This window comes from Glycomyces algeriensis (assembly GCF_027622855.1).
Lineage (GTDB): Bacteria > Actinomycetota > Actinomycetes > Mycobacteriales > Micromonosporaceae > Glycomyces > Glycomyces algeriensis.
On sequence record NZ_JAPZVR010000005.1, the window covers coordinates 389,560 to 412,850 of the forward strand.

Consider the following 23,291-nt stretch of genomic DNA (forward strand, 5'->3'; position numbering starts at 1 on the left):
GAGGAATTGTGCTCCTGCACCTCGACGCCAGCGCCCGCCGCAGTTCGTTCAGCCGCGAGGTCGGCGACACCGTGGCCGCCGCGTGGCGGAAAGCCAATCCTGAGAGCGCGTACGTGCACCGCGACCTCACCCTCGACCCTCCCCCGCCCATCGGCGAGGCCTGGACTGAGCTCTGCGACTACGTGCTCGAGCACCAGATCACCGACCCCGGAAGGTATGCGGAGGCCGTCCGCACACCGGAGCAGGCCAAGGCGTGGGCACTCGTGAAGCCCCTCCTGGACGAGCTCGTCGCGGCCGACGCGGTGCTCATCGCCGCCCCGATGTACAACTTCTCGGTCCCGGCGGTGCTCAAGGCCTGGATCGACCAGGTGACGTTCCCGCGGATGTCGTTGGCGGGCACCAAGTTCGTGGTCGCCTACGCCCGCGGAGGGGCGTACGGGCCGGGCAAGCCGCGCGAGCCGTTCGACCACCACGAGCGGTACCTCCGCGACTTCTTCGCCGGGCACTTCGCCGTGGAGGACGCTGTGTTCGTCGGCTCGGAGATGGTGAACGCGCTCATCGACCCGGCCCTGGCCGGGCGGCGGGACGAGCACGAGGAGTCGAGGGCCGCAGCGCTGGCCGCCGCAGCGAGGATCGGCAGTGCGCTGTGAGCTGGTGGATCCTGCTCGGGGCCGGTCTCGTGGAGATCGCCTGGGCGATGAGCATCAAACCGACCGAAGGGTTCACCCGGCTCTGGCCGACCGTGCTGTCCCTCGTGCTGATGGCGCTCGCCGCGTTCCTCCTCGCACTCGCCATCCGCGAACTCCCGACCGGCACCGCCTACGCGGTCTTCACCGGCATCGGCGCGGTCGGCGCGGTGGTGCTCGGGATCGTCCTCAACCGGGACCCGGTGACCGTGGGGCGCATCGTGGCCCTCGCGCTCATCGTCGGCGGTGTCGTCCTCGCCAAGGTCACCTCGCCCGCCGAGTGACCGCTGCCGCATCATGACCGAGTCGGGACGAACTCGTGCCCGCCGTTCCTAGCGTGCTCCGCGGTGGCTCGAGGACCAGTCACCGGCCGACCTCCGGACCCGCCGGAGCGCCCCGCGTCGGCCTCCTCCAACGATCACGGGAGACCGAGCAATGCACTCGAACGCAGAACAGTTCCCGCACGGGGACCTGGCCGCCCAGGCGGGACTCGGGCGCTGGCAGGCCCAGTACCGGCCCCGCAAGCCCCCCATCGCGCTGTCCATGGGGATCGCCGGGGCGATCTACGTCGCGGTCGCGGCGTGCTTCATCGGCAGCAACCTCCTGGCGAACGGGTTCCTGCTCATCATGTTCCTGGTGATCACCGCGTTCTTCGCGCTCGGCTTCGCCAATTTGGCGTACACGAAGCACAAGTCCGGGGCGGGCGACACGCTCGACCTGTTCGAGCACGGGCTGATCGTCAAGGGCCCCAAGTCGCTCGTCTCGATCTACAACTGGGACGACACGAAGGCGTACCAGCGCCTCTTCCACTACCCGCAGACCGGGCTCGTCACCTACAACTACCTGCTGGTCGGTCCGGAGGGGAACGCGATCAGCATCGGCGACCCGAAGGGAGCGGCGATGTCCGCCGCGGTCAACCTGGAGGCGAACCTCGACCGGTTCACGCTCGGCGCGGCGTTCGAGGGGCCCCAGGAGTGGGGTCCGATCGTGCAGGAGCAGATCACGCGGGCGCAGCTGCCGCAGGTGCTGGCCGAGATCGACGCGGGCCGCCGGGTCGAGTTCGGCGGCCTCGCGCTCGACGCCGGGGCGCTCCACATCGACGGCAGCGTTGTCCCCTGGGGCGAACTGCAGGGCGTGTCCGTGAAGGACGGTGTGGTGGCGTTCAAGATCGCCGGCCGCTTCCTGAAGGCGCGCCAGCCGGTCTACGCGATCCCGAACTTCTTCGTGTTCAAGGCGGCGGTGCAGTCACGGTCGGGACTGGCCTGGTCGTAGGCCTCGCCCAGCGCCTCCGGTCAGTCGGCGTCGGGCTGGTTGGGGTCGTGGGCGGTGCGGTAGCGGCGCCTGCGGCGGGGGCGCGGGCGGACGCGGCCGCGCGCCCGCTGGATCTGGTCGATCTCGTACCGCAGGTACCAGGGCTCCCAGCCGCCCTGGCGGAACCACTGGCGGGCGGTGTGCGAGGCGAGGCCGCCGAGGACGCAGAGCGACACGATGATCCACAGTGGAGAAACGATGAGCGCCCAGACCTCGCCGTAGGTGCGCACGACGGCGGTGATGCCGATCCAGGTGTTGAGCGGGACGAAGACGACGGCGGCGACGCGGGCCCACTTGCGGCCCAGACCGAGGGCGAGGACCGCCATCACGTACGGCACGGTGTAGACCACGAGCGCGGGCGCCACCACCGCGATCGGGAAGCTCGCGCCGATGTCGATGGCGGCCTCGACGTCGGCGAGGAACGGCACCCCTTCGGTCTCGCCCTTGACCCAGTTGAAGATCCGGGGTCCGATGCCGACGCTCACGCTGAGCACCATGAAGTACTGGAACACCAGCATGACCTGGGCGAGGTCGACCGAGTGCGGCTTGTCGTACAGCGCTTGCGGATCAGAGGTGCTCATCACGGGCCTCCAAGGGGCCGGGGCCTCGGACCGCCTGGGACGACGTCCGTCCAGTGCGTCCATCGCGGCTTCGCCGTCTCGATTGCGGGGCTTGCCATCATATCGCTTTTGCGCCTTTCCCGATACCGTGCGAGGCGTCGCCGGAAGCCTCCGGCGCGGGCCTCCGCGTTCCGTTAGGGTCAACGACCTGTGGACACCTTGCGACCTTCCGACCTCGCCCGCGAGCACGGGCTCTCGACCCAGGCCGTCCGCAACTACGAGCGCGACGGCTTCCTCCCGGCGGCGGCGCGCACGCCCAGCGGGTACCGGGTCTACACCGAGCTGCACGCGGCGGCGCTGCGCGCGTTCCTGGCGCTGATCCCGGCGTACGGGCACGCCGAGGCAGGCCGGATCATGAAGGCGCTCAATGCAGGCGATCAAGAGAGCGCCTTGGCACTGATCGACCGCGGGCACCTGCGGCTGGTCCGCGACCGCGAGACCCTGGACGCGGTGCGCGGCGCGATCGGGCACCTCACGGCCGAGCCCGCGCCCGCGCGGTTCCACGGCCCGCCGCTCACGGTGGGCGAACTGGCGCGACGGCTCGACGTCACCGCCGCGACCCTCCGGAACTGGGAGCACGCCGGGATCCTCACCCCCGAGCGCGAACCGGTGACCGGGTACCGATTGTTCCGGGACGAGGACGTGCGGGACGCCGAACTCGCCCATCTGCTGCGGCGCGGCGACTACCCGCTGGAGCGCATCGCGGTGGTCGTCGGCCAGGTCCGCACCGCGGGCGGCACCGAGGAGCTGGCGCTCGCGCTCGAAGGCTGGGGCGAGCGGCTGACCGAGCGCGGCCTCGCGATGCTCGACGCGGCCGCGCAGCTGAGCCGGTACCTGCAGCTCGCCCAGTGAACGCCGATTGACAAGCGTTGATATCCCACTTACCATGGCACCGTCATTCTCGGAAAGTTTCATGAAAATCTTCGAAACTTCCGAAGCTTTGTTTTCCCTCCTCCGCAATGGAGCTGCCAAGCCATGGAACGTCACCCCCGATCGCGGCATCGGCGCCTCCGCGCCCTCGCCGCCGGAACCGGAGCGCTGGTCCTCCCCGCCGCGCTCGCCTTCGGCCAACCCGCCGCCGCCCAGGACGAGCCCACCGTCGTCTACGCCGCCGACTTCGCGGACGGCACGGTCGGCGACTGGGCCCCGCGCGGCCCCGTCACCCTCGCCGTCGAGGACGGCGCGCTCCTCACCACCGGCCGCACCGCCGACTGGAACGGCCCCGCCCTCGACCTCACCGGGCTCATCGCCCCCGGCGGCGTGTACGAGATCGCGCTCGACGTCCGCTTCGCCGCCGACAGCGCCGGCGAGGTCGTCTCCGCCACCGTCCAGCGCGAGGCCGGCGGCGAGACCGCCTACGACAGCGTCGTCTACCAGGCCGCCGCCGGCGCCGACTGGACCACGCTGAGCGGCGAGTACAGCATCGGCGCGACCGCCGACGCCCTCACGCTCTACGTCGAGTCGCCGACCCCCGAGGCCTCGTACGCGATCGACAACGTCCAGATCACCGAGCTCACCCCGCCCGGCGTCGACCCGGACATCCCGTCCCTCAAGGACGTCCTCGCCGACGACTTCCGCTTCGGCGCGGCCATCGACCCCCGCGACCTCGCCGCCCCCACCGGCAACCTGCTGAACAAGCACTTCAACCAGGTCACCGCCGAGAACCACATGAAGGTCGAGGCGATCCAGCCGACCGAGGGCACGTTCAACTTCGACGCCGCCGACGAACTCGTCGAGCACGCCGAGGCGAACGGCATGGAGGTCTACGGGCACACGTTCCTATGGCACAGCCAGACCCCCGACTGGTGGTTCACCTACCCCGCCGGGCACCCGCAGGCCGGTGAGCCCATCGGCAGCTCGGCCGAGGACCAGCAGATCATGCTCGACCGCCTCGAAGCCCACATCGGCGCCATCGCGGAGCACTACGGCGACCGCATCTGGGCCTGGGACGTCGTCAACGAGGTCATCAGCGACAACGCCGCCGAGGTGTACCGCGACAGCCGCTGGTTCCAGATCTTCGAAGGCCCCGAGTACATCTCGCACGCGTTCCGCATCGCCCGCGAGCAGCTCGACGCCGTCGGCGCCACCGAGGTGAAGCTCTTCATCAACGACTACGGCACCGACAACCCGGCCAAGCGCGACAACCTCTACAACCTCGTCGCCGACATGCTCGCCGACGGCGTCCCCGTCGACGGCGTGGGCCACCAGACCCACATCAGCCTCAACACCCCCCTCGAGAACATCGAGTCGAGCATCGACAAGTTCGCCGGACTCGGCGTCCTCCAAGCGGTGACCGAACTCGACGTCGCCATCGGCGCCCCCGTCGAAGGCGTGGAGTTCCCCGAGTACGACGCCCGCATCGTCCAGCAGGGCCACTACTACCGCGACCTGTTCGCGATGCTCCGCGAGAAGGACCTCGAGTCCGTCACCGTCTGGGGCCTGCACGACGGCCGCTCCTGGCTGCGCGGCTTCAACGGCACCCGCCCGCTGGAGTCCCCGCTGCCCTTCGACGACAACCTGCAGGCCAAGTGGGCCTACTGGGGCATCGTCGACCCGAGCCGCCTCCCCGAGATCCCCGTGGAGCCCGAACCCGAGTACGCCGTGGTCCAGGTGCCGCGGGCCAAGAACGCGCCCGTCATCGACGGCGAGAAGGACAAGGCCTGGAAGAAGGCCGCCACGGTCGCCACCGACGTCCGCGTCGAAGGCGCCGAGGACGGCGCGAAGGCCGACGTCTCGCTCATGTGGGACGAGAACGCGATGTACGCCCTGTTCGAGGTCACCGACCCCACCCTCGACGAGAGCAGCGCCAACCCGTGGGAGGAGGACTCCGTCGAGGTGTTCCTCAACCCCGGCAACACCAAGTCGGGCGGGTACGACGACGCGGACGGCCAGTACCGCGTGAGCTTCACCAACGTCGTCTCCCTGGGCGGCAACGGACCCGACGCGGGCGCGGTCACCAGCGCCGCGGTCGCCACGAGCACCGGCTACCGGGTCGAGATCGCGATCGCGCTGGCCGAGGGACAGGGCGAGGTCGGCGCCGAGCACGGCCTCGACCTGCAGGTCAACGACGCCACCGACGGGGTGCGCACCGCCGCGCACACCTGGTACGACCCGACCGGCCAGTCCTGGAGCACCAACAAGATGTGGGGCATCGCCGAACTGGTCGAGAAGGTCAAGAACGACAACGGGAACGGCGGCGGCGGGAGCCTGCCCGTCACCGGTGCCGGCCTCACGGTCGCGGTCGCCTCGGCCGCGGTCCTCGCGGTCGGCGGCACGTTCCTGGTGCTGCGGCAGCGCCGCGCCGCCAACTGGGGCGAATGACGCCATAGGTAGATGACAGGGCGGGGCCGCGAGGTCCCGCCCTCGTCGTGTCCGGCGCGATGTCGTACCACCGTGCCACCATTGGGACATGTGCCGCAATGTGAAGACCCTGTTCAACTTCGATCCGCCCGCCACGGAGGAGGAGGTCGCCGCCGCCGCGCTCCAGTACGTGCGCAAGGTCAGCGGCTCGACCCATCCGTCGCAGGCCAACGAGGCGGTCTTCGAGGCCGCCGTGGCCGCGATCGCCGCCGCGACCCAGGAGCTGCTCGACGGCCTGGTCACGTCCGCACCGCCGAAGGACCGCGAGGTCGAGGCGGCCAAGGCGAAGGCCCGCTCGGCCCAGCGCTTCGGCACCGGGGACTAAGACCCGTCCGAAGACGCCCCTGCGCCCGCATCGGTGGGAAGCTGAGACTTCCACATGCGGGAAGGGGCGCTCATGCGGTTCGACGGATATCGGGTGGTCGTGACCGGGGCCGGTCGCGGCTTCGGCAGGAGCCTGGCGATCGCGCTGAGCCGGGACGGCGCGGAGGTGTTCCTCAGTGCCCGCGACTTCCGGGCGGCCGAAACGGTCGCGGAGGAGGTGCGGCACGCCGGCGGGCGGGCGCACGCGTTCGAATGCGACCTTGCCGATCCCGAGTCGGTGCGCGAGTTCGCCACCACCGTCGGCGAGGTGACCGACGCTGTCGACGTGCTCGTCAACAACGGCGCGCCCTACCTGGACGCGGGCGGGTTCCTCGAAGCGGACGACGCGCAGGTCGCGGCGACCATCGCGGCCGGCGCCACCGGCACGGTGCTCGCCACCAAGGCGCTCCTGCCGCTGCTGCTGCGCAGCCCGCGGCCTGACATCGTGACCATGGTGTCCGGGTGCGGCGAGTACGGCAACCACCGGTCCGAAGCGCACGAGGCGTTCTACGCCGCGAAGGCCGCGCAGTCCGGGTTCACCGAAGTGCTCTCGAAGCGCCTGCGGCCCCAAGGGGTCCGCGTCATCTCCCTCTACCCGCCGGACTTCGACGACACCGACCCGCTCGGACCCGCATGGGACGCCGAACGCAGCGACGGTGACGCCCTCACGGCCCGCTCGGTCGCCGACTGCGTCATGTTCGCGATCGGCCAGCCGCGCGACTGCTACATCAAGTCGTTCTACTTCGAGCAGGCCTGAAGGGGCCGGACTCATCCGGCCCCTTCGCGCCTCGATCAGCGGATGCGGTCGTAGACCAGGGAGACCGTGCCGTCCTCGCCCGCGGCCTGGCTCGCCAGCGCCCACTGCCCTTCGGGGAGCCCGCCGTCGAACAGGCGCGGGCCCTCGCCGAGGAACACCGGGAACAGCGTGATCGCCAGGCGGTCGACCTGGTCGGCGGCCAGGAGCGCCTTGATGACGCTCGCGCTGGCGAGCACCAGGATGTCGCCGCCTTCACCGGCCTTGAGGTCGGCGACCACCTCTGCGGTGGGTTCGTCGCGGATCTCCGTCCGCTCCCAGGGCGCTTTGTCAAGTGTGGAGGAGAGGACCGTCTTGTCGGTGTCGACGAGCCACTGCGCGAAGGCCTCGTCGCGGGGGTCGACGCCTTCGGCGCCGATCACGGTGGGCCAGAAGCCCAGGAAGCCTTCGGCGTTGACGCGGCCGAGCAGGGCCGTGGTCGCGGTCTCGTGGAGGGCGGCGAGGTGGTCGCGGGCGGTGTCCGAGACCGCGTACGGCATCACCCAGCCCATGTCGAGCGGGTTCGCCTTGGCGTAGCGGCCGTCGAGGGAGAGGGCGGTGTTGGTGACGACGCGTCGGGTGGTGGTCATGGTGTGCTCCTTGCGGTTTCAGGGGTTGAGGATCGAGGCGAGCTTGTCGAGGGTCTGGCCGAAGCCGATCTCGATGCCGGCGATGAAGTCGGCGGCGTCGACGGTGCTGTCGGAGAGCCGCCAGTGGACGTCGAGGTCCGTGCCGTCGCCGCTCGGGCGGAGGTCGAACTCGACGTGGGAGGTGAAGGCGATGCCGCCGTCGGGCAGCAGCGGGGAGAGCCGGTAGGCCAGGCGCTCACCGGGAATGGCCTCGGTCACTTCGCCTTCGGCGCGGCCGGCGACGAGGTCGGTGCCCTTGTCGTCGATGTCGCGGTACTCCAGGACGATGCGGCCGTCCGGTCGCGCTTCGAAGACCAGTTCGGAGACGCGGAAGTCGTCGGGCGTCCACCACCGGTCGAGCAGCTCGGTCTCGGTCAGGTGCGGCCAGAGGGCCGCCGGAGCGGCCGGGAGGGACCGGGTGAACCGGAACGAGCGGCCGTCGGCCCAGCCTTCGGCCGTGGCGGCGAGGCGCTCGGCGTCGGCGCTCGCGCCGTACCGGTCGAATCCCTCGTGGCCGTCAGCGGCGTCGGCGAGGGCATGCAGTGCGGTCGCCAGGTCCCGCAGCGGGCCCGAGCGGAGCGCGTAGATGCGGCGCTGGCCGTTGCGCTGGGAGGCGACGAGGCCGGCGCGTTCGAGGGCCTGGAGGTGCTTGGTGGTCTGCGGTTGGCGCGCCCCGGCCAGCTCGGCGAGGACGCCGACCGGCCGGGGCCGCTCGGCCAGGAGTTCGACGAGCCGCCACCGAGCCGGGTCGGCGAGTGCGGCGAGGATTGCTTCCATGAGAAGAAGTATTCCTCATGGAGAATATTCTTGTCAAGGAATATCTTGTAATTCGCTCAGGCGGCCTCGGGAATGATGTCGTTGACCAGGTCGGCGCACCACTGCAGGAGCGACAGGCCCTCGAGCGGCTTGCCGCCGATCTTCGAGGTGGTCGGGCGCGGGACGCTGATGAGGCCCGCCTGCGGCTTGTAGTGCGCGTCCGGGTAGTGCCGGCCGAGCCGCAGCTGCTTCGAGTCGGGCAGCTCGATCGAGGAGAACCGGAGGTTCTTCCCTTGCAGCGCAACGTCCTGGAGGCCGTGGGCGCGGGCGAGGAGCCGGAACCGGGCCAGGTGGAACAGGGTCTGCGCCTGGTCGGGCGCGGGACCGTACCGGTCCTCCATCTCCTCGCGCACCTCGTCGAGCTCGGCCTCGCTGTGGACCTCGGAGATCTTGCGGTACATCTCCAGGCGCAGCCGCTCGACCTCCACGTAGTCGAACGGGATGTTCGCGTCCAGCGGCAGCTCCACCTTGACCGGCGCGGGCGGCTCCTCGGCGCCGCCCTTGAACGACGCCACCGCCTCGCCGACCATGCGCAGGTACAGGTCGAAGCCCACGTCCGCGATGTGCCCGGACTGCTCGGCCCCCAGGAGGTTGCCAGCGCCGCGGATCTCGAGGTCCTTCATCGCCACGTACATGCCGGCGCCGAGCTCGGAGTGCTGCGCGATCGTCGCGAGCCGCTCGTGCGCGGTCTCCGAGAGGGTCTGCTCCGGCGGGTACAGGAAGTACGCGTACGCCCGGTCGCGGCTGCGGCCCACGCGGCCGCGGATCTGGTGCAGCTGCGAGAGGCCGAGCAGGTCGGCCCGCTCCACGATGAGGGTGTTCGCGTTCGGGATGTCGATGCCGGACTCGATGATCGTGGTCGAGACGAGCACGTCGTACTCGCTCTCCCAGAACCCCTGCATGATCTTCTCGAGCTGGCCTTCGCCCATTTTCCCGTGGGCCACGGCGATCCGGGCCTCGGGGACGAGCTCGCGCAGCTTCGTCGCGGCCCGGTCGATGGACTCGACCCGGTTGTGCAGGTAGAACACTTGGCCGTCGCGCAGCAGCTCCCGGTGGATCGCGGCGGCCACCTGCTTGGCCTCCCAGGCGCCCACATAGGTCAGCACCGGGTGGCGCTCCTCGGGCGGGGTGGCGATCGTCGACATCTCGCGGATGCCCGTCACCGCCATCTCGAGCGTGCGCGGGATCGGCGTCGCGGACATGGTGAGCACGTCCACGGCGGTGCGCAGGGCCTTCAGCTTCTCCTTGTGCTCCACGCCGAACCGCTGCTCTTCGTCCACAATGATCAGACCCAGGTCCTTGAACCGGGTCTCGGCCTGCAGGAGCCGGTGCGTGCCCACGAGGATGTCGATCTCCCCCGCGGCGATGCCCTTCTGGATCTCCCCGGCCTCGCGCGTCGACTGGAACCGCGAGAGCTGCTTGATCTTCACCGGGAACTGGCCCATGCGCTCCACGAACGTGCCGTAGTGCTGGCTCGCCAGGAGCGTGGTCGGCACGAGCACCGCCACCTGCTTGCCGTCCTGCACGGCCTTGAACGCGGCGCGCACGGCGACCTCGGTCTTGCCGTACCCCACATCGCCCATGACGAGGCGGTCCATCGGGACGCGCGCCTCCATGTCAGCCTTCGTGTCCATGATGGCCGACATCTGGTCGGGGGTCTCGATGTACGGGAACGCGTCCTCGAGCTCGCGCTGCCACGGCGTGTCCGGGCTGAACGCGTGCCCTTGGGCCGCTTGGCGGGCCGCGTACAACTGGATCAGCTCGGCCGCGATCTCGCGAACGGCCTTGCGGGCCCGGCGCTTCGTCTTCTGCCAGTCCGCGCCGCCCAGCTTGTGCACCGTCGGCTGCTCGCCGCCCACGTACCGCGTGAGCTGGTCGAGCGAGTCGGTGGGCACGAACAGGCGGTCGCCCGGCTGGCCGCGCTTGGAGGCGGCGTACTCGATCACCAGGTACTCGCGCTCGGCCCCGCCGATAGCGCGCCGCACCATCTCCACGTACTTGCCGACGCCGTGCGCGTCGTGCACCACGAAGTCCCCGGGCGAGAGCTCGAGCGGGTTGACCACGCCGCGCCGCTTGGCGGCCTTGCCCTTGCGCGGCTTCTGGGCCGCGAGGGCCTTGCCGCCCGCGATGTCGGCGGCCGTGACGACCACGAGACCCGAAGCGGCGTCGACGAACCCGAGCGTGAGCGTGCCGGTGCAGGCGACGACCTCGCCCGCGCGGAACTCCTGCGGCGCGGCCTCCAGGTGCGCGCCGATGCCCTCGGCCTTCAACTGCTCGGCGGCCCGCTCGGCCCCGCCGAGGGCCGGGTAGACGACGGCGACGGCACGGCCCTCGCGGGTCCAGGCCTGCATGTCCGCCACGAGCTGCGGCGTGTTCCCGTGGTAGCGCGGGGTCTCGGCGATGCCGAGGTCCACGGTGATCGACTCGTCGGCCGTCACGTCTCCATAGTGGAGCGGTTCGCCGGTGATGGTCGCGAGCTCGTCCGCGAGCGCGTCCTCCTCGGGGGCGACGGCGAACGGCGAGATCGTCCACCAGCGCTGGCCCTTGGCGAGCGCGGCGGTGCGGGCCTCGGCGAGGTCGTGGAACGTGCCCGCGCCGAGGTCCACGGGCGCTTCGGCCCCGGCCGCGGCGGCGGCCCAGGAGGCGTCGAGGAACTCGTTCGAGGTGGCGACGAGATCGACCGCGCGCGAGCGGATCCGCTCGGGCTCGATCGCGACGACCAGCGAGTTCCGGGGCAGCACCTCCTGGAACAGCTGCAGCTCGTCCGGTCCGGCGAGCGCGGGCAGGAGGGACTCCATGCCTTCGGCCGGGATGCCCTGGGCGAGCTTGGCGCACATCTCGGCGATGCCGGGGTAGGCGTCGCCGAGGGCGGCCGCCTTCTCCCGCACCGCATCGGTGAGGAGCAGTTCACGGCAGGCGACGGCGCGCAGCTCAGGCGCTTCGTCGAGGGAGCGCTGGTCGGCGACGGAGAACTCGCGGATGGAGTCGACCTCGTCGCCGAAGAACTCCAGGCGCAGCGGGTGCTGGGCGGTGGGCGGGAACACGTCGAGGATGCCGCCGCGCACGGCGAACTCGCCGCGCTTCTCCACGAGGTCGACCCGCTCGTAGGCGAGGTCCACGAGGTGGGCGGCGAGGTCGAGCAGGTCGGTCTCGTCACCGCGGCGCAGCTGCACGGGCTCGCGTTCGCCGAGGCCCTTGAGCTGGGGCTGGAGGGCGCCGCGCACGGGGGTGACGATGACGCGCGGGATGTCGCCGGCATGGATGCGGTGGAGGAGTTCGAGGCGGGCGCCGACGGTGTCGGAGCGGGGCGAGAGGCGCTCGTGCGGCAGCGTCTCCCACGCGGGGTAGAACGCGATGTCCTCCTCGTCGATGAAGGAGGCCAGGGACTCGGCCAGCTCCTCGGCTTCGCGGGAGGTCGCGGTGATCGCGAGCACGGGGCCTGGCGAGCTGGCGGCGGCCCGGGCGAGCGCGAGGGGGCGCGCGCCGGGCACGGCGACGACGTCGACCGGGCGGTCGGACGAGGCCGCGAGGTCGGCGATGCGGGCGAGCTTCGGGGCTTTCGCGGCCGCGTTGAGCAGGCTCGCGAGTTTCGGAACGGTTCGTTCTGCGGCCATGCGGACTCCTGCGAGGTTCCGGGTTTCACTGTGCTCGAGGCACGACGATTGGCCGGAATCCAGGCAGCCCTTGGCGCTGCTTGCGAGCCGCGAATCGGCCCGTCTGGTTCCGGCAACCGGTCGAGTCTACCTCGCGTGGACGGCGCCCATTTGCGGCTCGCAGGCTTCGCCGGGGGCCGCGCGCCGCGCCGCGCCTACTCGCTCGCGCCCTGGCCCGTGCCCTGGTCGAAGAGCAGCTGCTGCACTTCGGGCACGTTGTAGAGCATGCCGATCACGACGAGGACGGTGAGCACGGGCAGGAGGATGCGGTTCTCCTCCTTGCCGCCCGCGCGGAGCGCCACGGAGTTGGGCAGGCCGATGTCGCGCCAGCGGCGGCCCTGGATCGGAATCGGGAAGAACAGGGGCGAGCCCATCTTCGTGATCATGTCCCCCAGGACGTGGATGAAGCAGCCGATGCCCATCGCGAGTCCGAGCACCCAGTAGTCGCGGCCCTCGGGCAGGAACCGGTACATGCCGTACGAGGCCACCAGCGCGACGCCGGTCGTGACGATCCAGCCCTTCTTCTCCACGGTCTCGGCGAGCAGGCCGCGCACCGCCAGTCCCGTGAGCACGAACAGGATCGCGATGACCGCCGGCTTCCCGAACTGGTAGGCGAGGAAGCCGGTGCCGGTGCCCACGATCGCGGCGTGGAGGGCGGTGTGGGTGAAGGTGCGGTGGCCGTTCTTCCGCTTCTTGTCCTTCTTCGACTTCGTGAGCAGGTAGAACCAGTAGCAGAGGCGTTCGACGACCTCGGCCACGAAGAGGGACGCGACGCCGAACGAACGGGCCACAGTGGAGCCGCCCTTGTTCTCGGTCACCTTGCCGGCGCAGTCGATGTCGGGGTAGAGAGCGGCGCCGGAGGCGACGATCGTGCCGACGACGAGCTCGGCGGAGGACTGGTCGATGCCGAACGCGAGGTCGGCGACCGCCGAGCCCGCGAGCCACAGGGCGGCACCGGACATGGCGTGGGTCGGGCCCATGACCATAGTGGGGACTCCTTCAAGGGCAGATTGGGAGCAGAGTCTGGAAGCTGTGGAGACTATCCCACACGCGCACGACAACCGCGGTTCCAGGCGAGAGGTTCCTCCAGTCCCGCAACATCATTCCCGTATCAGTATCATCACGGCCCGTCCTGCGGCAGCGCCTCGCGCTATGGTCGAGGGGTGTTCGACTCCTCGCAGCTCACGGCCTATCTCAAGCGCGTCGGGATCAGGGCCCCGAGGCGCCCGACGCTGCACGCGCTGCGGCGGATCCACCGCGCCCACATCGACGCGATCCCGTACGAGAACCTCGACATCCAGCTCGGCAGGCCGATCCGGCTCGACACCGAGTCGCTGTTCGCGAAACTCGTCGAAGGCGGCCGCGGCGGCTACTGCTACGAGCACAACGGCACCCTCGCGCACGCCTTGGAGGCCATGGGCTTCGACGTGCGCCGCGTCCTCGGCGGCGTCGCCCGCGAGACCGAAGGCGACGGCAACTGGTGGAACCACATGCCGCTGGTGGTGCGGTTCCCCGGCGGCGACGAGTACCTGGCCGACGCCGGCATCGGCACCGGTTTCCGCGACCCCCTGCCGATCCGCAACGGCAGCTACCGGGTGGGGCCCTTCAACTTCGGGATCTGGAGCCTCGGCGACGGCGAATGGCGCTGCTCGATCGACCCGCGCGTCACCAACCTGACGTTCGACTTCACCCTGGACCCGCGCAACGTGCCCGAGTTCGCGGCAAAGTGCACGGAGCTCTCGACCTCTCCGGAGTCGCCGTTCGTGAAGACCCTGACCGTGCAGAGCCCCGCCGAGACCGACATCTGGGTCCTGCGGGCGCGGACCCTCACCATCTACGACCCCCAAGCGCCGGAAGGGAAGACGGTCCGCATCATCGCCGAGGAGGCCGACTTCGCCGGACTCCTGCAGGGCCGCTTCAATCTCTCCCTCGACGAGACCGAAATCAGTGCACTGTGGAGCAAGGCCGCAGAGCAGCACGAACGCAGACTCGCCGAAGACGCGGTGGCGGACCAGGCCAGCAAGACCTCGGCCTGACCGTCATGCCGCCCCCAGTCGGGCGCCCGAATGCGGCTCAGTACTCCCGTCGGCACAGGAGGGCGCCGATGAGCGCCCAGGCCAGTCCGGCCTGGCCCTCCGTCGCGGCCCAGGTGATCAGGTCTGCGGCGGATCCGCCGACCGCCAGCCCCAAAGAGACGCCGGCGATCAGCAGCGGGAAGCTCGCGACGAGCAGGAGCGCGGTCGAGCGGGGCACGATGCGCGCCCGCAGGCAGGCGATCCCGACGACTGTCGCGCCCGCATAGATCAGGTGCGACAGCGTCCACGCCGGTACGGCCGCGAGCGCCACCGCCCCTTCGAAAGCCTTCGGCACGAGCGGACCGGCCGCGTTGGCGATGAAGCCGACCGCCGTCGCCGCGAGCCCGGCGAGCACGAGGCCGCATCCCCAGGCTCCGAGTCGGCCGAGGAAAGGCCGATGCCCGCCCGCGAACACCCTGAACCCGCCGAACACCAGCAGCACCGCGGCAAGGCCCGCCCAGTTCACGAACGCCGCCGCACCCTCGGTGACCGGGAAACCCGTGGCGGCGAACATGATCGCGCCGAAGATCAACACCGATCCCGCGGCGGTTCGGCGCCCCCGCCCCGTCGGCTCTATACGGACGTGGGCATCGGATCGCGAAGTCATCGGGGCTCCCGCACTGAGGATCGAGTCCGCCGTTCAGCGGGTCGACTCCATGCTCCCGGCCGCGGGGCCGGTCGGATTCCCCCCGCGAGGTGAGCGCGGTCCCCCGTCCGGGGGAGTGCTCAGGCGGTGCGCTGGCGGGCGGCTTCGTAGAGCGCCACTGAACCGGCGTTGGCCGCGTTCAGTGAGGAGGCGGCCTTGGGGGACATGGGGATGCGGGCCGTGGCGTCGGCGAGTTCGAACCAGGACTTCGACATGCCGGCGGTCTCGTTGCCGACCACGAGGAGCGTGGGGCCGCGCAGGTCGTGTTCGGACAGTGCCTGCTCCCCGCGCTCGTCGGTGCCGATGATCGCGGGCGCGTGCGGCTGCTTGCGGGCCCATTCGGCGACCTCGTGGGCCGAGGCGGCACTGACGACGGGCATCGCGAACAGGCTCCCGGTCGAGGCGCGGACCGCCTTGGGGTCGTAGGGGTCTGCGGCGTTGCGGCCGGTGATGACCACGGCGTCGGCACCGAAGGCGTCGGCCGAGCGAATGAGCGAGCCGACGTTCCCGGGGCTGGTCGGCCGGTCGATGACGATGCCGAGCCAGTCGGGGCGGGTGGCGAGGTCGGCGAGCCGGCGCTGCGGGATCTTGACCTGCGCGAGGAGCTCGGGCGGGTTGTCCTCGTCCTTCTCCCCCAGTTCGGCGATGAGCTCGCCGGAGACGGCCGCCTGCTCGATGTGGGGCCGTTCGAGCAGGCCGCGGGCCCAGTCGGAGAGGCGCGGGCGGTCGGCGTCATAGAGCAGGGCCTCGACGGTCCAGCCGTGCTCGACCGCGAGGGAGATCGGCCGGACGCCCTGCACGAGGAACGAGCCGGCGCGGTGGCGCTTGTTGCGGTTGCGCAGCAAGGTCTCCCACTGCTGGTACTTGGCGTTCCGGACGCTGACCTGCAGGACTCTCGCCATGGCCTCCGCGCTTCTCGGTAGTGGGGACAAGTGCGCAGAACCTACCACGGGCGGCGCGGGCGCCGCCGCGGAGAAATCCGGGCTGTGCCCCGGCCCGCGCGGCCGTTCCCGGCCCGTACGGGCGGTCCCGGGTACCCTCCCGATCCCACCTTCACCACTACCAATGAAAAGGACACCCTCTCACACGGGTACGACAAAGGCCCGCTACCTGCGGAAACAGGCGCGGGCCCGTGGTGCCGTCGCGGATCGGGCGTGACGAATCCGTCATGACGGATCGAGCGCGGCGGCTCAACCGTGACAGATCGAGTCCGAAGGCTCGACCTTGACGGACCGGGCTCGAAGGCTCGACCGCGACCGATCAGCCGGTGTTGCGCAGGCCCGCCGCGATGCCGTTCACCGTGATGAGTAGCGCGCGCTTGAGCTGCGGGTCGACGTCGCCGTCGGCGCCGCCCTCCGAGCGGTAGCGCTTGAGCAGCGAGATCTGCAGGTGGTGCAGCGGCGCGAGATAGCGGTCGCGGACCTCGAGGGTCCGGGCCAGCTGCGGGTTCGCGTCGAGCAGCTTCTCACCGCCGGTGAGCGCGAGCACCTCGGCGACGGTGCGCTCGTGCTCGGCCGTGATCGTCTCGAAGATCGGCCGCAGCCCGGCCGGCACCAATGTGGAGACGTACTGCTCCGCGATCGACAGGTCCGTCTTCGCCAGCGTCATCTCCACATTGGAGACGAAGTTGCGGAAGAAGTGCCACTTCTCGTACATCTCGGCGATGTCGTCGCCCAGGCCCGCCTCGCGGGCGGCCGCTAGCCCTGAGCCCACGCCGTACCAGCCCGGCACGATCTGCCGCGACTGCGTCCAGCCGAACACCCACGGGATCGCCCGCAGGCCGCCCAGCCCCGCGTCCGTGTTCGGGCGCTTCGACGGGCGCGAACCGATGTTCAACGCGCCCAAGAGCTCCGTGGGGCTCACGGCCCAGAAGTACTCGGCCAGGCCCGGCTTCCCGGTCAGCTCCCGGTACGTGGCCTTCGACGCCTCCGAGGTCTGGTCCATGACACTGAACCAGCGGCCGAGCACGTCCGGCTGGTGGCGCGGCTCGGTGTGCAGCAGCGTCGCCTTCAGCGAAGCGGCCACCGTCAGCTCGAGGTTCTCGCGCGCCAGCGCGGGCAGCGTGTACTTGTCCGACAGCACCTCGCCCTGCTCGGTGATCTTGATGGCGCCGTCGAGCGTGCCCGAGGGCTGGGCCAGGATCGCCTCGTGGGTGGGGCCGCCGCCGCGGCCGATGGTGCCGCCGCGGCCGTGGAAGAGGCGCAGGCGCACGCCGTGCTTGTGCGCGACGTCGCGCAGCTGCCGCTGGGCGCTCTGGATGTTCCACTGGCTGGCGGTGATGCCGGCGTCCTTGTTGGAGTCGGAGTAGCCGAGCATCACTTCCTGCACGTCGCCGCGGGCGGCGACGATCGCGCGGTACGCGGGGAGGCTGAGGAGCCGGTCGAGGAGGGCGTCGGCGCCGGCGAGGTCCTCGACCTCCTCCATGAGCGGCACGAAGCCGATGTCGGCGCGGCCGCGGGCGACGTCGACGAGGCCGGCGTCGCGGGCGAGGATCGCGGGGGCCAGGACGTCGGCGGGGTCGTGGGTCATCGAGATGATGTAGGACTCGACGATCGACTGCCCGAACTGGACCTGGGCGTCGCGGATCGCGTGGAAGACGTCGAAGGTCTTGCGGTTGCGTTCGGCGAGTTCGACGTTCGCGGGCGCGAGGGGCCGCTGCCCGGAGAGCTCCTTCTCCAGGAGGGCGTCGCGCTCGTCGGCGGCGAGGTCGGCGTAGGGCTTGTCGAGTTCGCCGGTGGCGTCGTAGAGCTCGCCGAGGACGGCGTGGTGGGCCTCGGAGTGCTCGCGCACGTCCATGGTGGCGAGCTGGAGGCCGAAGGCGCCGACGGTGCGGATGACGCGGTCGAGGACGCCCTTGGCGGGGAGCTGGCCGCGCTGGCGGGCGAGGGAGTCGCGCATGACCTGGAGATCGGTGAGGAGCTCGCGGCCGTCGGCGTAGTCGAAGCCGGCGCGGTGCGGGAGGCCTTCGGCGTGGCGGGCGCGGGTGTTGCCGAGCTTCGCCTCGATGGCGCGGGCCTTGAGGCGGTAGGGCTCTTCGCCGTAGATGCGCTTGTACCGCTCGGGGATGTTGTCGAGGACCTTGAAGTCGGCGGCGACGGAGTCGAGGAGCTCCTGGGCGGCCGGGCGCACGGTCTGGGAGACGGAGAGCTCGTTGATGAGCGCGGCGACGGCGCCTTCGGCGGCGGCGATGCCGTGCTCGTGCTGCATGAGCAGCACCTGCTTGGTCACTTCGGGGGTGACGAAGGGGTTGCCGTCGCGGTCGCCGCCGATCCAGGTGCCGAACTTGAGGGGCGCGTGGCCGGGGCGGGGGGAGCCGCCGAGGTCGGTGAGGGTGGCGTTGAGGTCGGTGAGGACCCGCGCGGCCGCGTCCCGGTAGAGGTCGGTGAGGTAGTAGATGGCGTTGCGGGCCTCGTCGGTGGGCTCGGGCTTCTCGACGCGGAGTTCGTCGGTCTGCCAGAGGAGGTCGATGATCTCGGCGAGGCGGGAGTTGACGGCGTCGACGTCGGCGGAGCCGAGGACGGCGCGTTCGGCGGTCTCGGCGTCGAGGAGGTCGGCGATGCCGCGGAGCTTCATGAGGATGGAGCGGCGGGCGGCCTCGGTGGGGTGGGCGGTGAAGACGGGGCGCACTTCGAGGCGTTCGGCGGCGGCGGCGATCTGGTCGGCCGGGATGTCCTCGGCGATGATGTCGGCGCGGGCCTGGGAGAGCCAGCCGCCGTTCTCGGCGCGGGAGCGGCGCATGTCGCGGGCGCGGTGGACCTGCTCGGTGATGTTCGCGAGGTGGAAGTAGGTGGCGAACGCGCGGGCGAGGTCGACCTCCTCGTTCACGTCGAGTTTCGCGAGGCGCGAGGCGACGGCCTCGGGCTGGTGGCGCACCAGGCCGCGGACCTCTTCGACGAGCTCGAGGAGCTGGGGGCCCTCCTGGCGGACGAGTGCCTGGCCGAGCAGGTTGCCGAGCCGGCGGATGTCGCGGCGCAGCTGCTTGTCGTCGATGCCGCTGGAGGAGTCGAAGTAGTCCATGGAGGTCTCCACTGGTGGTCTGGGCGGCACGAACTTACGGCTCCGCAAGCTTCGCCATGTAGCCCTAGGGGCTGGCCGCGCCGACGTCCTTGTCCGCGGTCACTGCTGCACTCGTGCTCTCGGGCCTGCTCGGCGACCGCTTGCGGAGCCGTGGATCGGCTCCTGGGCGCCCGCTCGCGGACCCGTAAATTGGCTCCGTCAGCGTAACTTACCGGTAATGGGTGCGCCACTTTCTCAGTCCGCCATGCGGGACGATCCCGCGCATAAGCGCCCGGCGCGGGTGAGGCGAGTGACGGTCCCGTGGCATACGCTGGTGCGACCGAATCCGATGCCGCCCCTGCCCGAAGCACTGCGAAGGGATCCCGACCGCCGATGTCTGACTGGGTACTGCCCGATGAGATCCTCGCCGAGGCGCCGAGCCACACCCCCCTCCCGCATGAACTCGCCGACCTGGAGCTGCTGCTGTACGGCGCGTACGCGCCGCTGCGCGGGTTCATGGGCGAGGCGGAGGCCCGGTCGGTGACGCGGACCGGGACGCTCCCGGACGGGACGGCGTGGCCGGTCCCGGTGACGCTGGACGTGCCGATCGCGACCGCGCGGCTGCTCGACAACCCCGACCCGAAGCGGCGTGTGCTTCGCATCACCGACCCTGAGGGGGCGCCGGTCGCGGCGGTCGAGTGCCACAGCCTCGACGCGCTCGGGCCGGACATGGTCCGCGTCGGCGGCCCGGTGCGGCGCATCGCCGACGCCGCGCACGGCGTGTTCACGGGCTTGCGCGCCACCCCGGAGCAGGCGCGCACGACCTACACGAAGCCGCGGGTGCTGGCGCTCGTCGCGGACCGGCCGCTGCACCGTCCGCAGCTGGCGCAGCTGGCGCGGGCCGCGCACAACCTGGCCGCGCACGTGCTCGTCATGATCCCCACCGGCGATGAGACGAACGGCGACCGGGACCTGCGGCTGCCGACGGCGGCGCTGGTGCGATCAGTGCTCGCGGCGAAGGACCGGCTGCCGACGGCCACGGTGCTGACGGTGCCGCTGTCCAAGCGCGGCGACAAGCTCCGCGACGGGCTCCTCACCGCGAAGGTGGCGGCGGCGTACGGCGCGACCCACATCATGACCGGCCGCGACGGCCTCGGCGGCGGCGACGGCGTCCGCTCGATGGTGCCGCGCGAGCTGGCGTACGACACGCGCGACGGGCAGTGGCGTCCGGTCGAGGACATCGAGCCGCCGTTCCGGCGGGTCGCTCTGAGCGACGCCGAGGTCGCCGACATGCTCGACCGCGGCTTCGGGCTCCCCGAGTGGCACACGCCGCCGAGCGTGGCCTCCGAGCTGCGCAAGGCGCGGCCGCCGCGCCGCCAGCGGGGCCTGGTGCTGTTCTTCACGGGCCTCTCGGGTTCGGGCAAGTCCACGATCTCGCGCGGCGTCTATGAGGCGCTGCTGGAGGACGGCACCCGCACGGTGTCGCTGTTCGACGGCGACGTGGTGCGCCGGCTCCTCTCGAGCGGGCTCGGGTTCTCGCGCGCGGACCGGTCGGTGAACATCCGCCGGATCGGGTTCGTGGCGGCCGAGGTCGCCCGGCACGGGGGCATCGGCATGGCCGCCCCGATCGCGCCGTACGAGGCAGACCGGGCCGAGGCGCGGCGCATGGCCGAGGCGGCGGGAGCGGACTTCGTGCTCGTGCACGTGGCCACCCCGCTCGAGGTGTGCGAGGCGCGGGACCGCAAGGGGCTGTATGCGAAGGCCCGTTCGGGCCAGATTCCGGAGTTCACCGGGATCTCGGACCCGTACGAGGAGCCGCCGGCCGCGGAGCTGACCATCGACACGACCGAGATCACCGTCGGGGAAGGGGTCGAGCAGGTGCTCGAGTACCTCTCCGAGGGCGGCTGGCTGGAGCCCACCGGGCTGCGGCTGGGTTGAGGCATCTCGGATCGAGGCCCCTGGTGAGGCCGCTCGGCTGAGACATGAGGAAAGGCCCCGGGCATCCACCCGGGGCCTTTCCTCTTTGCGTCTCTGAACGACTTAGAAGAGCGTGGACCAGTAGTCCCAGAAGCCGGTGCCCACGAGCACGACGACCAGCGCGTACAGCAGGGCCAGGCCGATCCAGTGGTAGCGGAGCAGGTCGTCGACGGCGTCGCGCCAGTCCTGTCCCACGGGGATCGCGCCCGTGCGCAGGTTGCGCACTGTGGAGAACCAGAAGATCGGCAGGACGACGGTCCACACCGCCATGCACCAGGGGCAGAGCACGCCGATCTGGTACACGGACTGGTAGATCAGCCACGACACGAAGACGAGCCCGGCGAGCGTCCCGAGGTTGAAGGCCAGCGCGATCCAGCGCGGCAGGGACACCTTCGACAGGAGCAGTGCGCCCATGAAGACGACGAACGGGAACGCGACGAGGCCGATCATCGGGTTCGGGAAGCCGAACACGGACGCCTGCCAGGTGTTCATCACGGTGCCGCAGGACAGCACCGGGTTGAAGTCGCAGGAGATCGCGTGGCTCGGGTCGATGAGGGTGGCGATGCGCTCGTAGGTGAGGTCGAACGCGGCGGCGAGGCCGACCAGTCCGCCCAGGAGCAGCACGAGGCCGGTGACGGTGCGTCCCCGGGCCTCGCGCGAGCCCTCGCCGAAAGCCTCGTCCATCCGCGCTTCCCCCGTCTCGGTCGGCTCAGCCGCTACTGTCGTCGCCGCAATCGTGTTCACGCAAGGGTAACGACTGCGGCCCGTGCGAAGTTGCGGACGACTGGTCGTTATGTGACGGTTCAGGCCCGCAGGGACTTGCCGCCGTCGACGACGAGCGTCTGCCCGGTGATGTAGGAGGCCGAAGGGGCGCAGAAGAACACGGCCGCGGCGGCCACTTCTTCGGGGCTGCCGGGGCGGCCCATCGGGCCGTCGAGGCCCTTCTGCAGTTCGGGCACGGTGGAGGAGCCGGTGCGGATGAGGCCCGGCGCGATCGCGTTCACGGTGACGCCGTCGGCGACGACCTCGGTGGCGAGGGCCTTGGTGAGGCCGGTGACGCCGGCTTTGGCTGCGGCGTAGGCGGCCTCGGCGGGGACGGCGGTGACAACGCCGGTGGTGGCCGCGACGTTCACGATGCGGCCCCAGCCGCGCTCGGCCATCGACTGCACGAACGCGCGCGAGACGAGGAACGCGGTGTCGAGGTTGCGGGTCACCTCGGTCTGCCAGTCCGCATAGGACAGCTGCGCGACCGGTTTCACCACGGCCGGATCGGACTTGGAGGTGAGGCCGGCGTTGTTGATGAGGATGTCGACCTCGCCGAGCGCTTCGGCGACGGCGTCCGCGAGGCCGCCGACTTCGGCCTCGTCGGCGAGGTCGGCGACGAAGCCGATCGCGCCGATCTCTTCGGCGCGTTCGTGAATCCGCTTGGTGGTGGAGACGATCGCGACCGCTGCACCGGCGAGGCGCAGCCGGGTCGCGATGGCGAACCCGATGCCGTCAGGGGCGCCCGCACCGGTGACCAGCGCGATCTTTCCGGCGAGCGAGTCGAGTTCCTGCAGCCGGCCGCGGGAGGACTCGGTGCCCTGCGCGCCGCCGTTCGACGGGAGGTCGATCACCTCGGCGAGGCCCTGGTCGACGGTGGCGTAGCCGTCGGCACTGTAGTCGGCGGGGTCGAAGGACGAGTCGAATGCGTCGGCGCTCGTGCGCGGTTCACTCATTACCGCAGTCTCTCACGTGACTGTTATCAAACAGATCACCGGCAGGCCGAACTGCGCCAAACCGCCACCATCAGGGCACGTGAGGCGTGAGGTCCGGGAACATGCGAAGGCGAAGCGGCGCAGGGGATCGGCGCGTTCGCCAGGTCCCGGCGATGCCGGTCGGCGGGTTCGCGGACGGGACGGCCTGAACCCGGTGCAGGCGGAAGCCCGCTGAATCGCAGCGCGGGCGGACTTCGGGATTCGCCACGAGGCGGCATTGGCGGTCGGCGGCGTCGTTCCAATGCTGTGCCGGTGGTCGGCGGCTTCGATCCGGTGCGGTACGGGCGGTCCGCGGCTTCATCCCATTGCGAGGCGGGTGGTCCGCGGCTTCATCCCATTGCGAGGCGGGTGGTCCGCGGCTTCATCCCATTGCGAGGCGAGCGGTCGGGACGGCGTCGGAACCCCGTCCCAAGCCCCCACCCACCACTAGATGGTTGATTCCTAGGGGTCGATTGGGGTCGGGTCGGGCCCCTCGCGGTTGACATGAAAGCGAGGGAGTCCAGACTCGTTGTGTGGCAACAAGTTTGAATAACCTGGACTCCCTCGCTACCGCACTCTACGTGACGGTCGACGACCTGATCAAGGAACACCCGCACCTGGCGCCCTGGA

Annotated in this window: 19 protein-coding genes; 9 read left to right on the forward strand and 10 right to left on the reverse strand. The window is 70.8% G+C overall.

The window, feature by feature from the left end; all coding sequences use genetic code 11:
- Positions 1-8: 8 nt before the first annotated feature.
- From O2L52_RS12570 to O2L52_RS12580, 3 genes are all read left to right on the forward strand, one after another.
- On the forward strand, positions 9-650 hold the full coding sequence (locus O2L52_RS12570; RefSeq protein WP_270115809.1) for an FMN-dependent NADH-azoreductase: 642 nt from the start codon (positions 9-11) through the stop codon (positions 648-650).
- Complete coding sequence (locus tag O2L52_RS12575) at positions 647-970, forward strand: DMT family transporter (RefSeq protein ID WP_270115811.1); 324 nt, start codon at positions 647-649, stop codon at positions 968-970. The genes O2L52_RS12570 and O2L52_RS12575 overlap by 4 nt, the downstream gene beginning before the upstream one ends.
- Before the next feature lie 151 nt (positions 971-1,121).
- On the forward strand, positions 1,122-1,958 hold the full coding sequence (locus tag O2L52_RS12580) for a DUF6585 family protein (RefSeq protein WP_270115812.1): 837 nt from the start codon (positions 1,122-1,124) through the stop codon (positions 1,956-1,958).
- 20 nt (positions 1,959-1,978) lie between these two features.
- On the opposite strand, the gene O2L52_RS12585 is transcribed toward O2L52_RS12580, so the two are convergent.
- Entirely contained in the window at positions 1,979-2,578 is a 600-nt protein-coding gene (locus O2L52_RS12585) for a hypothetical protein (protein WP_270115814.1), read from the reverse strand.
- Positions 2,579-2,767: 189 nt separating this feature from the next.
- On the opposite strand from O2L52_RS12585, the gene O2L52_RS12590 reads away from it, so the two are divergent.
- The 4 genes from O2L52_RS12590 (at position 2,768) to O2L52_RS12605 (ending at position 7,097) form a co-directional block, all read left to right on the forward strand.
- Complete coding sequence (locus O2L52_RS12590) at positions 2,768-3,469, forward strand: TioE family transcriptional regulator (RefSeq protein ID WP_270115815.1); 702 nt, start codon at positions 2,768-2,770, stop codon at positions 3,467-3,469.
- 123 nt (positions 3,470-3,592) lie between these two features.
- Positions 3,593-5,938 (forward strand): endo-1,4-beta-xylanase, encoded by a 2,346-nt coding sequence (locus O2L52_RS12595; RefSeq protein ID WP_270115816.1) that lies wholly within the window; start codon positions 3,593-3,595, stop codon positions 5,936-5,938.
- Between the two features lie 88 nt (positions 5,939-6,026).
- A complete protein-coding gene (locus O2L52_RS12600) occupies positions 6,027-6,302 on the forward strand; it encodes a DUF2277 domain-containing protein (protein ID WP_270115817.1) in 276 nt (91 codons plus the stop codon).
- A 72-nt stretch (positions 6,303-6,374) separates the two neighbouring features.
- Complete coding sequence (locus O2L52_RS12605) at positions 6,375-7,097, forward strand: SDR family NAD(P)-dependent oxidoreductase (protein WP_270115818.1); 723 nt, start codon at positions 6,375-6,377, stop codon at positions 7,095-7,097.
- Positions 7,098-7,132: 35 nt separating this feature from the next.
- On the opposite strand, the gene O2L52_RS12610 is transcribed toward O2L52_RS12605, so the two are convergent.
- The 4 genes from O2L52_RS12610 to O2L52_RS12625 form a co-directional block, all read right to left on the reverse strand.
- Positions 7,133-7,723, reverse strand: a complete 591-nt coding sequence (locus O2L52_RS12610) for a dihydrofolate reductase family protein (RefSeq protein WP_270115819.1) — start codon at positions 7,721-7,723, stop codon at positions 7,133-7,135.
- Between the two features lie 18 nt (positions 7,724-7,741).
- Positions 7,742-8,539: a metalloregulator ArsR/SmtB family transcription factor gene (locus O2L52_RS12615; RefSeq protein ID WP_270115821.1), complete on the reverse strand. Its 798-nt coding sequence runs from the start codon at positions 8,537-8,539 to the stop codon at positions 7,742-7,744.
- A gap of 56 nt (positions 8,540-8,595) precedes the next feature.
- A complete protein-coding gene (gene mfd / locus O2L52_RS12620) occupies positions 8,596-12,192 on the reverse strand; it encodes a transcription-repair coupling factor (RefSeq protein ID WP_270115823.1) in 3,597 nt (1,198 codons plus the stop codon).
- A 194-nt stretch (positions 12,193-12,386) separates the two neighbouring features.
- Positions 12,387-13,217: a metal-dependent hydrolase gene (locus O2L52_RS12625; protein ID WP_281847066.1), complete on the reverse strand. Its 831-nt coding sequence runs from the start codon at positions 13,215-13,217 to the stop codon at positions 12,387-12,389.
- Positions 13,218-13,394: 177 nt separating this feature from the next.
- Between O2L52_RS12625 and O2L52_RS12630 the strand changes: the two genes are divergently transcribed.
- Entirely contained in the window at positions 13,395-14,267 is an 873-nt protein-coding gene (locus O2L52_RS12630; RefSeq protein WP_270115826.1) for an arylamine N-acetyltransferase family protein, read from the forward strand.
- Between the two features lie 37 nt (positions 14,268-14,304).
- Here the strand turns inward: O2L52_RS12630 and O2L52_RS12635 are convergent, their stop codons facing one another.
- From O2L52_RS12635 to ppc, 3 genes are all read right to left on the reverse strand, one after another.
- Entirely contained in the window at positions 14,305-14,838 is a 534-nt protein-coding gene (locus O2L52_RS12635) for a hypothetical protein (protein ID WP_270115827.1), read from the reverse strand.
- A 194-nt stretch (positions 14,839-15,032) separates the two neighbouring features.
- Positions 15,033-15,854: a TrmH family RNA methyltransferase gene (locus O2L52_RS12640; protein ID WP_270115828.1), complete on the reverse strand. Its 822-nt coding sequence runs from the start codon at positions 15,852-15,854 to the stop codon at positions 15,033-15,035.
- 358 nt (positions 15,855-16,212) lie between these two features.
- Positions 16,213-18,969 (reverse strand): phosphoenolpyruvate carboxylase, encoded by a 2,757-nt coding sequence (gene ppc, locus O2L52_RS12645; RefSeq protein WP_270115830.1) that lies wholly within the window; start codon positions 18,967-18,969, stop codon positions 16,213-16,215.
- Between the two features lie 372 nt (positions 18,970-19,341).
- On the opposite strand from ppc, the gene cysC reads away from it, so the two are divergent.
- Entirely contained in the window at positions 19,342-20,886 is a 1,545-nt protein-coding gene (gene cysC, locus O2L52_RS12650) for an adenylyl-sulfate kinase (RefSeq protein ID WP_270115832.1), read from the forward strand.
- A gap of 102 nt (positions 20,887-20,988) precedes the next feature.
- Here the strand turns inward: cysC and O2L52_RS12655 are convergent, their stop codons facing one another.
- Both O2L52_RS12655 and O2L52_RS12660 read right to left on the reverse strand, forming a co-directional pair.
- Entirely contained in the window at positions 20,989-21,609 is a 621-nt protein-coding gene (locus O2L52_RS12655; protein WP_270115833.1) for a vitamin K epoxide reductase family protein, read from the reverse strand.
- Between the two features lie 119 nt (positions 21,610-21,728).
- Positions 21,729-22,643 (reverse strand): SDR family NAD(P)-dependent oxidoreductase, encoded by a 915-nt coding sequence (locus O2L52_RS12660; protein WP_270115834.1) that lies wholly within the window; start codon positions 22,641-22,643, stop codon positions 21,729-21,731.
- Between the last annotated feature and the right edge of the window lie 648 nt (positions 22,644-23,291).

What these genes read in the sequence shown, in the direction of transcription:
- O2L52_RS12625 (WP_281847066.1), bottom strand. Translation starts at nt 13,217, where the DNA reads ATGGTCATGGGCCCGACCCACGCCATGTCCGGTGCCGCCCTGTGGCTC.
- O2L52_RS12615 (WP_270115821.1), bottom strand. Translation starts at nt 8,539, where the DNA reads ATGGAAGCAATCCTCGCCGCACTCGCCGACCCGGCTCGGTGGCGGCTC.
- O2L52_RS12660 (WP_270115834.1), bottom strand. Translation starts at nt 22,643, where the DNA reads ATGAGTGAACCGCGCACGAGCGCCGACGCATTCGACTCGTCCTTCGAC.
- O2L52_RS12600 (WP_270115817.1), top strand. Translation starts at nt 6,027, where the DNA reads ATGTGCCGCAATGTGAAGACCCTGTTCAACTTCGATCCGCCCGCCACG.
- cysC (WP_270115832.1), top strand. Translation starts at nt 19,342, where the DNA reads ATGTCTGACTGGGTACTGCCCGATGAGATCCTCGCCGAGGCGCCGAGC.
- mfd (WP_270115823.1), bottom strand. Translation starts at nt 12,192, where the DNA reads ATGGCCGCAGAACGAACCGTTCCGAAACTCGCGAGCCTGCTCAACGCG.
- O2L52_RS12610 (WP_270115819.1), bottom strand. Translation starts at nt 7,723, where the DNA reads ATGACCACCACCCGACGCGTCGTCACCAACACCGCCCTCTCCCTCGAC.
- O2L52_RS12655 (WP_270115833.1), bottom strand. Translation starts at nt 21,609, where the DNA reads ATGGACGAGGCTTTCGGCGAGGGCTCGCGCGAGGCCCGGGGACGCACC.
- O2L52_RS12640 (WP_270115828.1), bottom strand. Translation starts at nt 15,854, where the DNA reads ATGGCGAGAGTCCTGCAGGTCAGCGTCCGGAACGCCAAGTACCAGCAG.
- O2L52_RS12585 (WP_270115814.1), bottom strand. Translation starts at nt 2,578, where the DNA reads ATGAGCACCTCTGATCCGCAAGCGCTGTACGACAAGCCGCACTCGGTC.
- O2L52_RS12605 (WP_270115818.1), top strand. Translation starts at nt 6,375, where the DNA reads ATGCGGTTCGACGGATATCGGGTGGTCGTGACCGGGGCCGGTCGCGGC.
- ppc (WP_270115830.1), bottom strand. Translation starts at nt 18,969, where the DNA reads ATGGACTACTTCGACTCCTCCAGCGGCATCGACGACAAGCAGCTGCGC.
- O2L52_RS12580 (WP_270115812.1), top strand. Translation starts at nt 1,122, where the DNA reads ATGCACTCGAACGCAGAACAGTTCCCGCACGGGGACCTGGCCGCCCAG.
- O2L52_RS12595 (WP_270115816.1), top strand. Translation starts at nt 3,593, where the DNA reads ATGGAACGTCACCCCCGATCGCGGCATCGGCGCCTCCGCGCCCTCGCC.